Annotated in this window: 12 protein-coding genes; 3 read left to right on the plus strand and 9 right to left on the minus strand. The window is 69.3% G+C overall.

Going from position 1 to position 12,700, the window contains the following annotated elements; translation table 11 throughout:
• Positions 1 to 115: 115 nt before the first annotated feature.
• The 4 genes from ACFVYN_RS22260 to ACFVYN_RS22275 are packed head-to-tail and all read right to left on the minus strand — an operon-like array spanning position 116 to position 2,819.
• On the minus strand, positions 116 to 682 hold the full coding sequence (locus tag ACFVYN_RS22260) for a TetR/AcrR family transcriptional regulator (RefSeq protein ID WP_390001131.1): 567 nt from the start codon (positions 680 to 682) through the stop codon (positions 116 to 118).
• A 17-nt stretch (positions 683 to 699) separates the two neighbouring features.
• Positions 700 to 1,107 (minus strand): NUDIX domain-containing protein, encoded by a 408-nt coding sequence (locus ACFVYN_RS22265; RefSeq protein WP_390001133.1) that lies wholly within the window; start codon positions 1,105 to 1,107, stop codon positions 700 to 702.
• Positions 1,108 to 1,125: 18 nt separating this feature from the next.
• On the minus strand, positions 1,126 to 2,142 hold the full coding sequence (locus ACFVYN_RS22270) for a 1-aminocyclopropane-1-carboxylate deaminase (RefSeq protein WP_390001135.1): 1,017 nt from the start codon (positions 2,140 to 2,142) through the stop codon (positions 1,126 to 1,128).
• Positions 2,143 to 2,171: 29 nt separating this feature from the next.
• Positions 2,172 to 2,819, minus strand: a complete 648-nt coding sequence (locus tag ACFVYN_RS22275) for a GntR family transcriptional regulator (RefSeq protein WP_390001136.1) — start codon at positions 2,817 to 2,819, stop codon at positions 2,172 to 2,174.
• A gap of 112 nt (positions 2,820 to 2,931) precedes the next feature.
• Between ACFVYN_RS22275 and ACFVYN_RS22280 the strand changes: the two genes are divergently transcribed.
• Complete coding sequence (locus ACFVYN_RS22280) at positions 2,932 to 3,063, plus strand: hypothetical protein (RefSeq protein ID WP_390001137.1); 132 nt, start codon at positions 2,932 to 2,934, stop codon at positions 3,061 to 3,063.
• Positions 3,064 to 4,251: 1,188 nt separating this feature from the next.
• On the opposite strand, the gene ACFVYN_RS22285 is transcribed toward ACFVYN_RS22280, so the two are convergent.
• Positions 4,252 to 5,694 (minus strand): alkaline phosphatase PhoX, encoded by a 1,443-nt coding sequence (locus ACFVYN_RS22285; protein ID WP_390001138.1) that lies wholly within the window; start codon positions 5,692 to 5,694, stop codon positions 4,252 to 4,254.
• A gap of 208 nt (positions 5,695 to 5,902) precedes the next feature.
• The gene (locus ACFVYN_RS22290; RefSeq protein WP_390001139.1) at positions 5,903 to 7,327 is read right to left on the minus strand and encodes a hypothetical protein; all 1,425 of its coding nucleotides are present in this window, start codon (positions 7,325 to 7,327) and stop codon (positions 5,903 to 5,905) included.
• A gap of 276 nt (positions 7,328 to 7,603) precedes the next feature.
• Between ACFVYN_RS22290 and ACFVYN_RS22295 the strand changes: the two genes are divergently transcribed.
• Positions 7,604 to 9,427 carry an endonuclease/exonuclease/phosphatase family protein gene (locus ACFVYN_RS22295; RefSeq protein WP_390001140.1) on the plus strand — a complete coding sequence of 608 codons (1,824 nt, stop codon included), beginning with the start codon at positions 7,604 to 7,606 and terminating at the stop codon, positions 9,425 to 9,427.
• Between the two features lie 12 nt (positions 9,428 to 9,439).
• On the opposite strand, the gene ACFVYN_RS22300 is transcribed toward ACFVYN_RS22295, so the two are convergent.
• The 3 genes from ACFVYN_RS22300 to ACFVYN_RS22310 all read right to left on the minus strand — a co-directional run bounded on the left by ACFVYN_RS22300 (position 9,440) and on the right by ACFVYN_RS22310 (position 11,537).
• Entirely contained in the window at positions 9,440 to 10,174 is a 735-nt protein-coding gene (locus ACFVYN_RS22300) for an SRPBCC domain-containing protein (RefSeq protein ID WP_390001141.1), read from the minus strand.
• Positions 10,175 to 10,177: 3 nt separating this feature from the next.
• The gene (locus tag ACFVYN_RS22305; protein WP_390001143.1) at positions 10,178 to 10,774 is read right to left on the minus strand and encodes an ArsR/SmtB family transcription factor; all 597 of its coding nucleotides are present in this window, start codon (positions 10,772 to 10,774) and stop codon (positions 10,178 to 10,180) included.
• A gap of 61 nt (positions 10,775 to 10,835) precedes the next feature.
• Positions 10,836 to 11,537 (minus strand): antibiotic biosynthesis monooxygenase, encoded by a 702-nt coding sequence (locus ACFVYN_RS22310; protein WP_390001145.1) that lies wholly within the window; start codon positions 11,535 to 11,537, stop codon positions 10,836 to 10,838.
• A gap of 79 nt (positions 11,538 to 11,616) precedes the next feature.
• On the opposite strand from ACFVYN_RS22310, the gene ACFVYN_RS22315 reads away from it, so the two are divergent.
• Positions 11,617 to 12,597 carry a YihY/virulence factor BrkB family protein gene (locus ACFVYN_RS22315; RefSeq protein WP_390001146.1) on the plus strand — a complete coding sequence of 327 codons (981 nt, stop codon included), beginning with the start codon at positions 11,617 to 11,619 and terminating at the stop codon, positions 12,595 to 12,597.
• Positions 12,598 to 12,700 lie beyond the last annotated feature (103 nt).

A 12,700-nucleotide genomic window follows, 5' to 3' on the forward strand; every position in this document is an offset into this window, starting at 1 on the left:
CACCCACCCAGGGGGCGCGGGGATGTGACATCAGCGGCTCCGCAGCGGCGCGCGACCAGCCACAACACGGCCGCTGCCGCAGGACGACATCGCGAGGCACATCCGTACGCCACCCCTACGCCTGCAGCCCCTCCGTGAGCAGCGTCAGATAGCGCCGGATCGACTCCCCGCCCCCGTCTGCCAGTTCCGCCGCCCCCGCCACCCCGTGGGCCAGCCGGAGCAGCTCGATCGGCTCGACATCCCCCCGCAGTGATCCTTCCTGCTGCGCCGCCGACACCAGCCGCGTCGCCGCCCCCCGCACATGCGTCCCGCACACCGTGAGCACCGCTTCGCTCCCGTCCGCCATCGCGGACCCCAGCAGCGTCTTCAGCCCCCGCACCTGGATCGTCCCGACGCACAGCTCGTACAGCCACTCCGCCAGCGCCTCCCCCGGCGGAAACTTTTCCGCGAGCTCGTCGGCACGCCGTGCGAACCCCGCGACGCGGTCCACATACGCCGCCTCCAACAAGGCCTGCCGCGTGGGGAAGTGCCGGTACAGCGTCCCGGACCCCACACCGGCCCGCTTGGCGATGTCGTCCAGCGACGCACCCTCCCCATGCTCGGCGAAGGCCTCCGCCGCCACCTTCAGCAGCCGCTCGTAGTTGCGTCGAGCGTCCGCACGCATGGGCCTGACCTGCGTCATCCGGGTACTCCTTCCCCTCAGGGCAGTTGGCCGGAGGCGTGCAGCGCGTCGAACACCATCTGGTCCACCGGCGAGACGCGCGCACGATCGCCGTAGCCGAACCAGTCCGACTCCGCGATCTCGCTCGAGGCGACCAGCGGACCGGTGTACTCGGCGGTGTAGCAGATCATCCGGAACTCGATGCCTCCGTCGCCCTCCCTCCGCGTCTCGAAGGTACCGACGTGCACCATCGTGGCCGTATCGACCCGGGACCGTAGTTCCTCGGTGATCTCGCGCGCCAAGGTCTCGGCGTCGGACTCGCCCGGCTCCCGCTTCCCGCCCGGGAAGTAGAAGACATCCAGACCACGGTCGCGTGTCACCAGCACCCGCCCGTCACGCACCACAACCCAGGCCACCTTCTCCGGAACGACTTCGCGCTTCCCCATGCCCGGACCCTACCCACGCTAGAACAACGCGCTGTACCCGTTGAGCGCCGGCTGCCCGCCGAGATGGGCGTAGAGCACGGTGGAGTCGGGGCCGATCTCCCCGCGCCCGACGAGGTCGATCATCCCGGCCATGGACTTGCCCTCGTACACGGGGTCGGTGACCATCCCCTCGGTGCGGGCGGCGAGACGCATCGCCTCCAGCGTGGTCTCGTCGGGGATGCCGTACACGCCCGCGTGGTACCGCTCGTCCAGCTCTACGTCCTCCTCGGTCAACTCCTTGCGCACGCCGATGAGTTGCCCGGTGCGGTGGGCGATCCGCGCGATCTGCTCCCGGGTGGCGACGGGCTTGGCGGAGGCGTCGATGCCCAGCACGCGCCGGGGCCGGCCGCCCGCCTCCTCCAGCGCCCGGAACCCGGCGACCATGCCGGCCTGGGTGGACCCGGTCACCGAGCAGACCACGACCGTGTCGAAGAAGACGCCCAACTCGCGCTCCTGGTCGACCACTTCGTATGCCCAAGCGGCGAATCCGAGGCCCCCGAGCGGGTGGTCGGAGGCTCCGGCGGGGATGGCGTACGGCTTGCCTCCGCCCTCCTCGACATCCCTGAGCGCCTGCTCCCAGCTCTCCTTGAACCCGATCCCGAACCCGGCCTTCACCAGCCGTACGTCGGCTCCGGCGAGCCGGCTGATCAGGATGTTGCCGACCTTGTCGTAGACGGCGTCCGGCCAGTCCACCCAACTCTCCTGCACCAGCACGCACTTGAGCCCGGCCCGAGCGGCGCAGGCGGCGACCTGACGGGTGTGGTTGGACTGGACGCCGCCGATCGAGACGAGCGTGTCGCAGCCCTTGGCGAGCGCGTCCGCGACGAGGTACTCCAGCTTGCGGGTCTTGTTGCCGCCGTACGCGATCCCGGAGTTGCAGTCCTCGCGCTTGGCCCACAGGGCGGCACCACCGAGGTGCGCGGTGAGGCGCTCCAGGCGGTGGACGGGGGACGGTCCGAAGAGGAGGGGGTAACGGTCGTAGGACGCAAGGGGCATGGGGACCTCCCGGGTGGGTCGCTGTGGGCTCAGTCGCTGTCGGCGAGTTCGGCAAGGCCCCGCCAGATCTCCGCGGTGACCCGGACCGCCTCGTCCACGTCACCGGCCGCGCAGGCCTCGATCAGCCGGTCGTGCAGCCCCGCCGAACGGCAGTTGCCGCCCTCGCCGAAGCGCCGTCGCTCCAGCCGGCGGATGAGCGGGGTGTAGCGGGCGGTGGTGGCGGCTGCCGCGCGGTTGCCACTGACACGGACGAGGACGTCGTGCAGGGCGTCGTCGGCGTGCAGGGCCTCGTCCACGTCACCGGCGGTGACGGCGGCAGCGAACCGTTCGTTGGCCGCGCGCATCGTCTCGATGTCGGCGGCGAACAGGCGGGGCACCGCGACCCGTGTGACCAGTTCGTGCATGGCCCCGACCACGGCGGCGGCGTCCCGCACATCGGCGGCGACGACCTGCGTCACGCGGGTGTAGCTCTGCGGCTTGCTCTCCAGCAGCCCCTCGTCGACCAGCCGCGCGAAGGCCTCCCGCACCGGCGCCCGCGACAGCCCGAGCCGCTCGGCGAGATCGGCGTCCCGCACCACCTCCCCGGGCTCGATCTCGCCGGCCACGATGGCGTCCCGGATGGACGCGTAGGCACGGTCGCGGAGAAGGGTGCGGGCAAGCGGTCGTATGGCCTCCATGGACTGAAATGTTAGATGTCAGCTTCGCTCGCGCACAACCCTCCCCTTGATCTCAGGCATGAGGCCTTCCTTCGACATGTCGGGACAGGCACTCATGCTGGAAATTCATATCGTGACATCCGGAGATGTGGCGTACCCCGCTCTGATGGTGATCGCAGCCATCCTCTACCGCCACAAGAAACTCATCAAAGCGATCAAGAAGCTCATCAAGGCGATCCGAAAGCGGATCGGCGGTCGGAAGTAACCGACCATCCTGAGCGCCCTTTCCGTTAACCATAAGGAGAGGGCGCTCAGTGCCATTCGTCACGGGGCCACAGGACCTGGCTCAAGCATCGCCCCCACCACAAGACCATTGACCACGAACAAACACGAGGGATTCACCGTCACCCCGAACACCCGTCGGACCGCTGACGTCGAAACGTCTTTCACCCGATCCAATGCCACAGATTCGTCGTACCCATGCATCTCACTCTTTGCGGGAGCCACATGACCGACCGTACGCGCCAGCCCTTTTAATTTGAGCGCCTTATATCCAATACGAAGGTTGAGAATCCCAGCAAGGCGGACCAACGCCTAGGCGGCCGATTAATATCGTGGAGATTTCACGAGCGACAGGATCCAGAATTCGCGACTCAACCGCAGGTCTGGGAGCTGCTTCTCGTCGCACCGCTGACCCCACACACCGAAACGCCTGAGACAATCCGTGATGGGATTGCGATGACCCGCCCGGAAAGGGAACCGTACACGGACGATGCTCCCCTGCGGGATCTCACGCACACCGCACCCATGTTCTGCAGCAAACACGCGCATGAACTGCACGGCACCATCCAGAGGGTCACCATGAAATTCGGGCGTGCAAGATGTCATCCCGCCATCACCGAGCATGGCACCGACAAAATATCCGTCGCGAGCTTCCTCCTCTGATCCAAAGCGGCCAGTCGTCAGCGGAAACAGGATTCGATCTCCTGGAACCAGATCACTGGTTCGTTTCCACTCCCAAGCTTGTCGCCCTTTTCGTCGCTGTGTAATCCAACGCTGGTCCAGCGAAGCTTCAATAATGCGACCGGAAACGAACCTGACGCTGCGCACCTCTCTCAGGTCGCCCCCCTGCCAGGCATCGGGGGAACTTGAGACGAGCTCGCCAACCGAATGGTCGCGTGGTCCTTGATTCGCTCCATACCGAACTGGCCTGGAGTCCCATTCCTTACTGAAGGAAAGCACAGGGAGGCGTTGCGCCACTACCTCTTCGATCGCGCGCACCGAGCCATCGGGAAGCCGTACCCGAGACCCCACGGCGATTCCTCCCTGTGCTTGCACTCTCACAACCCCCGCCCACCTCGGCCAACAAGCAGTTCGATGAGGGAACGATATTTCGATGGAGTGGCGAGTTCAGTGCCTTCGGGTGAAGGTCACTAGATCGAGGGACGGAGCGTCAGCGACGCTGCCGCTTCCACGGCCCCGTGATCGCCAGCATGATCCCCGGGGTCTGGATGTTGGCGTACAGGGTCTTTCCGTCGGGCGAGAAGGTGACGCCGGTGAACTCGCTGTACTCGGGCTCCTCTTCGGTGCCCTGGTTCAGTTCGTTGCGGGCGATGGGGTAGGTGCGGCCGCTCTCCGTGGCGCCGAACAGGTGCTGGACGCCCTCGCCGTCCTCGGCGATGACGAGGCCGCCGTAGGGGGAGACGGTGATGTTGTCCGGGCCGTCGAAGGCGCCGTCGACGGAAGGGTCGGGGTTGACTCCGAGGAGGACCTTCAGGGTCAGCGTGCGGCGCTTGGGGTCGTAGAACCAGACCTGGCCGTCGTGCTGGACGGGGCTCTCCTCACGGGCGTACGAGGAGACGACGTACGCGCCGCCGTCGCCCCACCACATGCCCTCGAGCTTGCGGGCGCGGGTGACCTGGCCGTCGGTGAACTGCTTGCGGACGGAGACCGTCCTGGCGTCGCGGTCGGGGACGTCGACCCAGTCGACGCCGTACACCGTGCCGATCTTCGTGGCGCGGGAGAGGTCGTCGACGAACTTGCCGCCGGAGTCGAAGCACTTGAAGGCCTGCAGGACCCCCGCGTCGGCGCCGAGGGTGCGCAGTTTGCCGCGGCCGTGGTGGAAGCCCGTCGGCGGGGTCCAGCGGAAGAGCAGGCCGTTGGGGCCGGAAGCGTCCTCGGTCAGGTAGGCGTGGCCGCGCTTGGGGTCGATGACGACCGCCTCGTGGGCATACCGGCCGAACGCCTTGACGGGCTTGGGGTCGCGGTTGGCGCGGCGGTCCTCGGGGTCGACCTCGAAGATGTAGCCGTGGTCCTTGGTCATGCCGTTCTGGCCGGCCTTGTCCTCGGTCTCCTCGCCGGTGAGCCAGGTGCCCCAAGGGGTGCTGCCGCCCGCGCAGTTGGTGGAGGTGCCGGCGATGCCGACCCACTCGGCGACATGCCCGTGGCGGACCTCGACGACCGTGCAGCCACCGGAGGCGGCGGGGTCGTAGACGAGGCCCTCGGTGAGCGGCACGGGGTGGGGCCAGTTGGCACGCGGGCCCTTGAGCTCGTGGTTGTTGACCAGGAGGGTCGCGCCGCGGGGGCCGCGGAAGGTGGCCGTACCGTCGTGGTTGGAGGGGGTGAACTCGCCCGACTCCAGCTTCGTCCTGCCACTGTAGGTGACGACTTTGTACGTGAACCCGGCGGGCAGCGCGAGCAGGCCCTCGGGGTCGGCGATCAACGGGCCGTAGCCGACTCCGCGGTGGGCGCCTGCGGCCTCCGCGTCCGCGCCCTCGACGTCGGTGGCCGCGAGCGCGTTGGGGGCGGTGGCGAGGGCGCCGACACTGCCCGCCAAGGCGACACCGGCCCCGGTGATCGCGGATTTCGCGGCGAAGTCCCTGCGGGTGAGCGACATGGTGTCTCCTGAGACGGTCGGTAAGCCGTGGAGGGTGGCGGACCTCGGGTCGGCGCTACGCTCCCGCCCACATCTGAACACCGGTTGAACGCCAGGAGACTTCAGTGCAGCAACTTCAATGAATCAACAAAGGGCAGGAAAAGCGCCCCTTTAGGAGCGCGGGGAACGGCGCGACCAGCCACAACTAACCCGCACGCGCAATCCGCCCTCAACCCCCTTGCTGCGACCGCGCCTTGAACGCCGCCTTCCGCGCCTCCTTCGCCACCCGCTTGTCCGGATGCAACCGCCCCATCGCCTCCAGCACATCCGCCGTGGCCGGGTGATCCACCCGCCAGGCCGCCGCGAAGAACCCACCGTGCTGCTGGGCCAGCCCCTCCACCAGCCCCTGCAGCTCCTCGGAGTTCCCCTCCGCGGCCAGCTGCGCGGCGATCGTGTCGACGGTCAGCCAGAACACCAGGTCCTGGGACGGCGCGGGCACGTCCCCGAACCCGCTCTCGGTCAGCCAGACCCGGGCCAGGCCGCCCAGCTCGGGGTCGTCGAGGACCTCCCGCAACGCGGGCTCGGCCACCGCGCCGACCAACGACAGCGCCTGCTGACACCGCAGCCTCCGCAGCGGCGCCCCCGCGTCGCTCCCCCGAGCCGCCGCCAGCAACTCCCGCGCCGCTGCCAGAGGTTCACGCCGGTCCAGCCACTGCTCGGTCTCGGCCTGGGCGGCGGAAGGAGGAAAGCCGGCGGTCCCGTCCAGCAGCGCGTCCGCCCCCTTGTCGGCGAGGTCGCCGACGGCCGGGGCCGGGGTTCCGGCCTCCAGCAGCCGCGAGCGCAGCCCGTACAGTCCGAGCGGGGTCAGCCGGACCATGCCGTACCGGGAGACGTCGGTGTCGTCGACGATCGCGGCGGGCTCCTCGTCGGTGTCGGCCATCAGCGCCTCGTCGACGGGCTGGTACTCGACGATCCCGACCGGCTCCAGCATGCGGAACTGGTCGTCCAGCCGCATCATCGCGTCGGACACCTGCTCCAGGACGTCGTTGGTGGGCTCGCCCATGTCGCTGGGCACGATCATCGACGCGGCCAGGGCGGGCAGGGGTACCGGTCCGTCGCCGGGGCCGTCGGCGCTGACCGTGAGCAGGTAGAGGTTGCCGAGCACGCCGTCGAGGAACTCCTGCTCGGCCTGCGGGTCCCAGTCCAGGGAGGCGAAATCGACCTCGCCGCCCTCGTCCAGGGCGTCGACCAGATCGTCCAGATCCGGCACGCTCGCGTCGGCCAGCGCTGTCTCCAGGGCGGTCAGCCACACGGCGAGCACGTCCTGCGGGGCTCCGGACAGCAGGGCCAGGTCCGCGCCCGCGGTGACCGTGCCCTCCTCCTCGTCGACGATCTCGACGAGCCCGGTGTCGACGGCGATCCGCCAGGCCTCGCTCGCGTGGGCGGCCGCGTCGTCCCCGGTCAGGTGGAGGTGCGCGGCCGCCGCGGGCAGCTGCTCCTCGACGAGTCCGCCCCCGGCGTCGACCCGCGTGTCCTCGCCGGCCCAGCGGGCGAGCCGGGCGGCCCGGGCGAGCAACGGCGTGGACAGGGCGTCCCGCGCCAGCTCCGCTTCGGGGTGCAGCCGCACTGGCGGCAGGGGGGAGCTGTCTGACATCGGCTGGTTCTCCTAGGACGCGTCGTGCCACTCAGCCGCTCAGCGTAGACGGATATCCACCTATGCCGCCCGGTTCATCTCCCCGACAGGGTCCGTACATGGCTGAAACCTTGACAACTGGACTGACCAGGCAGGAGATTGACGCGCGTAGAAATCCGGCGGACATCTGTTCACTGTAGTTTCTACGCGCGTCGCCACCGCCCCACAGGTCGCGGCTCCCCCGTTCCACGTTCACCCTCGTCCCAGGCGCCTACGTTCGTCCCCGGAGGGATCCCGTTGCCGAACAAGAAGTCCGCGCGTCTCGCCGCGCTCACTGTCGCCGCGCTGTCCGCGGCCTCCACCGTCGTCCTCGTCTCGCCCGCCCACGCGGCCGCGATGAGCATCCATGACATCCAGGGTGCGACCCGGATATCCCCGTACGCCGGTCAGAAGGTCACGGATGTGGCCGGAATCGTCACCGGTGTGCGCACCTACGGCTCCTCCAAGGGCTTCTGGATCCAGGATCCGAACCCCGACGCCGACCCGGCCACCAGTGAGGGCGTCTTCGTCTTCACCAGCTCCGCCCCGAAGGTCGCCGTCGGTGACGCCGTGACGGTCACCGGCACGGTCTCGGAGTACGTCCCGGGTGGCACCTCCAGCGGGAACCAGTCGGTTACCGAGATCACCAAGCCGACCGTCACGGTCGTCTCCAGCGGCAACGCGGTCCCCGCCGCCACGGTCATCGACGCGAAGTCGGTGCCGGCCGCGTACGCCCCGGAGGGCGACCCCGCCGCGGGCAACTCGATCAACGGACTGACGCTGCAGCCGAAGAAGTACGCCCTGGACTACTACGAGTCCCTGGAGGGCATGAACGTCAAGGTCGCCGACACCCGCGTGGTCGGCGCGAGCGACCCGTACACCGAGCTGTGGGTGACGGTGAAGCCGCGCGAGAACGCCACCCCGCGGGGCGGCACGCTCTACGGCTCCTACAGCTCGCAGAACACCGGACGGCTGCAGATCCAGTCGCTGGGCGCGACCTCGGCCTTCCCCGTCGCGAACGTCGGTGACGTCCTCACCGGCTCCACCGCGGGCCCGCTGGACTACAACCAGTTCGGTGGCTACACCCTGGTGGCGAACGAGATCGGCACGCTCAAGAGCGCCGGCCTCGCACGGGAGACCACGCAGAAGCAGCGGAACGGGGAGCTCGCGGTCGCGACGTACAACGTCGAGAACCTGGACCCGTCCGACGCCACCTTCGAGGAGCACGCCTCCGCGATCGTGAACAACCTGCAGTCGCCCGACATCGTGTCCCTGGAGGAGATCCAGGACAACAACGGCGCGAAGGACGACGGCACGACCGCCGCCGACGTGACGGTGAACAAGCTGATCGACGCGATCGTGGCGGCGGGCGGCCCGAGGTACGAGTCGCGCTCGATCGACCCGACCAACGACACCGACGGCGGCGAGCCGGGCGGCAACATCCGTCAGGTGTTCCTCTTCAATCCGGAGCGGGTCTCCTTCACGGACCGCGCGGGCGGCGACGCCACCACGGCGGTGGGCGTCACCAAGGTCCACGGCAAGGCGCAGCTGACGGCTTCCCCGGGCCGTGTCGCCCCCGCTGACGACGCCTGGAAGTCCAGCCGCAAGCCGCTGGCCGGTGAGTTCGTCTTCCGGGGCCGCACGGTCTTCGTGATCGCCAACCACCTCAACTCCAAGGGCGGCGACCTCGGTCTGACCTCGGCGACCCAGCCGGTGCCGCGCAGCTCGGAGATCCAGCGCCACCAGCAGGCGACGCTGGTCAACGCCTTCGTCAAGGACATCCTCGACACCCAGAAGAACGCGGACGTCATCGCCCTCGGCGACATCAACGACTTCGAGTTCTCCGACACGGCGAAGATCCTGGAGGGTGACGGCGAGCTGTGGTCGGCGATCAAGTCGCTGCCGAAGAGCGAGCGTTACACCTACGACTACCAGGGCAACCAGCAGGTCCTGGACCAGATCCTGGTCAGCCCGTCGATCCGGCGCGGCTGCGACTTCGAGTACGACAGCGTGCACATCAACTCGGAGTTCCACGACCAGATCAGCGACCACGACCCGCAGGTGCTGCGCTTCAAGCCGTGACACCCCGCGATGTCAGGCCTGGTTGAACACCCCGTTCAGCCAGGCCTGCCACTCGTTCTCGCACTCCTTGATGTCGGCGTCCGCCGAGAAGTCGTGCAGGGAGATGCCGACCGAGTGGCCCCAGTGGTTGCGCCCGAAGACACGGGTGAGCCCCCGGTCGGTGCGCAGCCCGATGAAGTAGGGGTTGCGGAAGTCGACCACGGCGTCGAAGGTGTCCGGGCCGTGGACGGTCACATGTGTGCCGGCGGCCACGTCCTCGCCGACGCCGAGGGCCCGTCCCACGACGGCGAGGGCGTCCGGCGCCTTGGACGCCTCGGGTCCGTCGAAGGTCGCGAAGGCGGCCGGGCGGGGCGCGAAGTGGGTCAGGTACTCGCGCAGGGTGTGCAGATAGAAGTCGGTGTGCTTGGCGGCGCCGTCGTACTGGTTGTCCCAGTCGTCGACGAAGATCCCGCTGTGGACGTACCGCACCCAGGCCCGTCGGCCCTCGTCACGGGGTTCGACGGTGTAGTCGAGCTGGTTGAGGGACTGTTGGGAGATGCCCTCGACGTCCTCGACCCGGTTGGTGTAGCGGTGCGGCGGGTCCCAGGCGGTGACCCTGGACCCGAAGGGGCCCCTGCCGCCGACGCGGGGCTCGGGCGGCTCCATCGGCCACAGATAGCCGCCGGTTCCGGTGGTGATCGCCTCCCACACCTGCTCGGGGGTAGCGTCGACCTCGAACTCGCGGGCGATCTCGAACTCTTGGGACATGATCTACTCCAACTCGGTCTGCTTGAGCGTGGGATGGACGGCCACCACGATCCGGTGGTCACGACCCCCCTCGGCGTCCGGGGCGTCGTACTTGCGGATCAGGCCGGTGACACCAGCCGTCAACTCCTCGATGAACGCGGCCCGTTCGGCGGCCGAGGCGAAGCGCACCTCGCCGTCCAGCGCATAGGTCGCCAGCCGCTTGCGGGCCTTCGTCGCACCGGTGATCAACTGGCCGACGTCCCGCACCAGACGGGCTCCCAGCGCGAGGAGCCAGCGCGCGGAGAGCTGGTCGCGGAAGCGGTCCGGGTCGGGCTGCACGGCGGCGAGGGCGAGCGGTGAGATCACGTACGACGCCGCGGTCGCCCGCATCAGCCGCTCGGTGACATTGCCCTTGCGGCGCTCCCCCGCGAGCTCGACCAGGCCGTGCCGTTCCAGCGCCTTCAGGTGGTAGTTCACCTTCTGCCGGGGCAGCCCGACCTTGCCGGCCAGCATGGCGGCCGACGCGGGGCCGGCCGCCAGCTCGGCGAGCAGCCTCGCCCGTATGGGGTCCAGGGAGACGGCTGCGGCCTCGGGGTCCTCGATCACGGTGACGTCCAGCATGGGTCAACCGTCTCACCGAACACTTTTTTTGTCCAGACGGTTCGAGTGTTCGGCGGGTGCCCTAGTCGGGAATCAGCCCGAGAGCGTGGTCGTAGCGGCTGACCACGCTGCTCTTCAGCCCCGGCCAGGTCTGCACGCGCTCCCACTGGTCCGAGGCCGAGCCGATCCCGTCCCCCCGCGCGGCGAGCGCGTCGAGGTGTGCCTGGGCGCTCTCCCACTCGGCGTAGTTGAGGACGCGGGTGCCGTCGGTGCTGAGGTGGAAGTGGGCGCTGATGCCGCCGGGGTGCGGATTGGGCTCGCTCTCCAGCGCTCCGAGGACGGCGTCCACCCAGGCGCGCTGCCGGTCGGGGTCGGGCCCGTCGAACTCGACGTCGACGATCACGATGCAGCCCGGAACCCGCCGGTCGCCGTCCTGGACGGCGCTGCGGTAGTGCCGGTAGCGGCCGAGGCCCAGCCGCTCGATGCCCGGCACGGCGGTGTCGATCTCGTCCACCCGCTCCTGCCGGTGCGTCTTGACGAAGGCCTCGTAGGCCTGCTCGCTCGTCCACTGCGAGTAGTGCATCAGGGTGGCGGTGTCGTGCCCGCTGTAGAGGTGATAGCCGAGCAGGCCGTCGGCGGGCCAGGGCCGCCGCTCCCAGACGGTGGCGACGGCCTCGACGGTCTGCCGCTGGCGCAGGGGGGTGCCCACCCGCCAGTGACTGAAGAAGGAGGCACCGACGCGAGGGCCGGTCGGGTCGGGGTGAGTATCGGTACGACGTGTCATACCGGCCACCCTCCGACCTCAACCACGATTCAGGTCAAGTCGGCGGTTCGGACGGTGGTTTCGGGAGACCCGCCACGCCATGGACGAGCAGGCCGACGACCAGCCCAGCAGCCCCTCCGAGTTGCCCGCGCGAGCCTGGCGTGCGGTACTGCGGCGCACGGCGAAGGAGTTGCTGGACGACGAACTCGCCGACCGTGCGGCGGCGTTGACGTACTACGGCGTCCTGTCGCTGTTTCCCGCCCTGCTGGTGATGGTCTCCCTGCTGGGCGTGGTGGGACAGCGTGCCACGGACAAGATCCTGGACAACATCGGGGACCTCGCGCCGGGCCCGGCCCGGGACATCCTGCGGGACGCGGTGGTCCAGCTCGGCGACAGCGGCGGCACGGGCAGTGTCCTGGCGATCCTCGGACTGCTGGCCGCCCTGTGGTCGGCCTCCGGGTACGTCGCCGCCTTCATCCGCACGTCCAACGCGGTGTACGACCTTCCCGAGGGCCGCCCGGTGTGGAAGCTGACACCGCTGCGGCTGGCCCTGACCGTGACGCTGATGCTGATGCTGGCGGCGAGCGCGCTGATCGTGGTGTTCACGGGCCCGTTGGCCGAACGGGCGGGCAGGGCGGTGGGGTTCGGCGACGCGGCGATCGCGATCTGGGGCGTGGCCAAGTGGCCGGTGCTGCTGCTCCTGGTCGTCATGATGATCGGGCTGCTGTACTGGGCCGCCCCCAACGTCCGTGGCCGAGGCTTCAGTTGGATCTCCCCCGGCAGTGTCGTCGCCACCCTGGTCTGGCTCGCCGCCTCCGCGGGATTCGCCCTCTACGCCGCCAACTTCGGCTCCTACAACAAGACCTACGGCACCCTCGCCGGCGCCATCGTCTTCCTGGTGTGGCTCTGGCTGACGAACCTGGCGATCCTGCTGGGTCTGGAGTTCGACGCGGAACTGGCCCGGGAGCGGGCGATCGCCTCCGGCGCGGCCGAGCCGACCCAGGAGCCGTACGTGGAGCCCCGGGACACGCGGAAGTGGCCGCCGAGGCTGCGGGCGTCCTGGAGGGCCAGGGGCAAGTGAGCCGACCGGGGCCACCCGGCACGCGCACGCACGGACGTGGGGGGGACCCCAGTCTGGCCGGGGCGGGCCCGGCGGGGGCCCGCCGGTGCGCGGGCAACAGAGT

Source organism: Streptomyces sp. NPDC058307, from assembly GCF_042880295.1.
Lineage (GTDB): Bacteria > Actinomycetota > Actinomycetes > Streptomycetales > Streptomycetaceae > Streptomyces.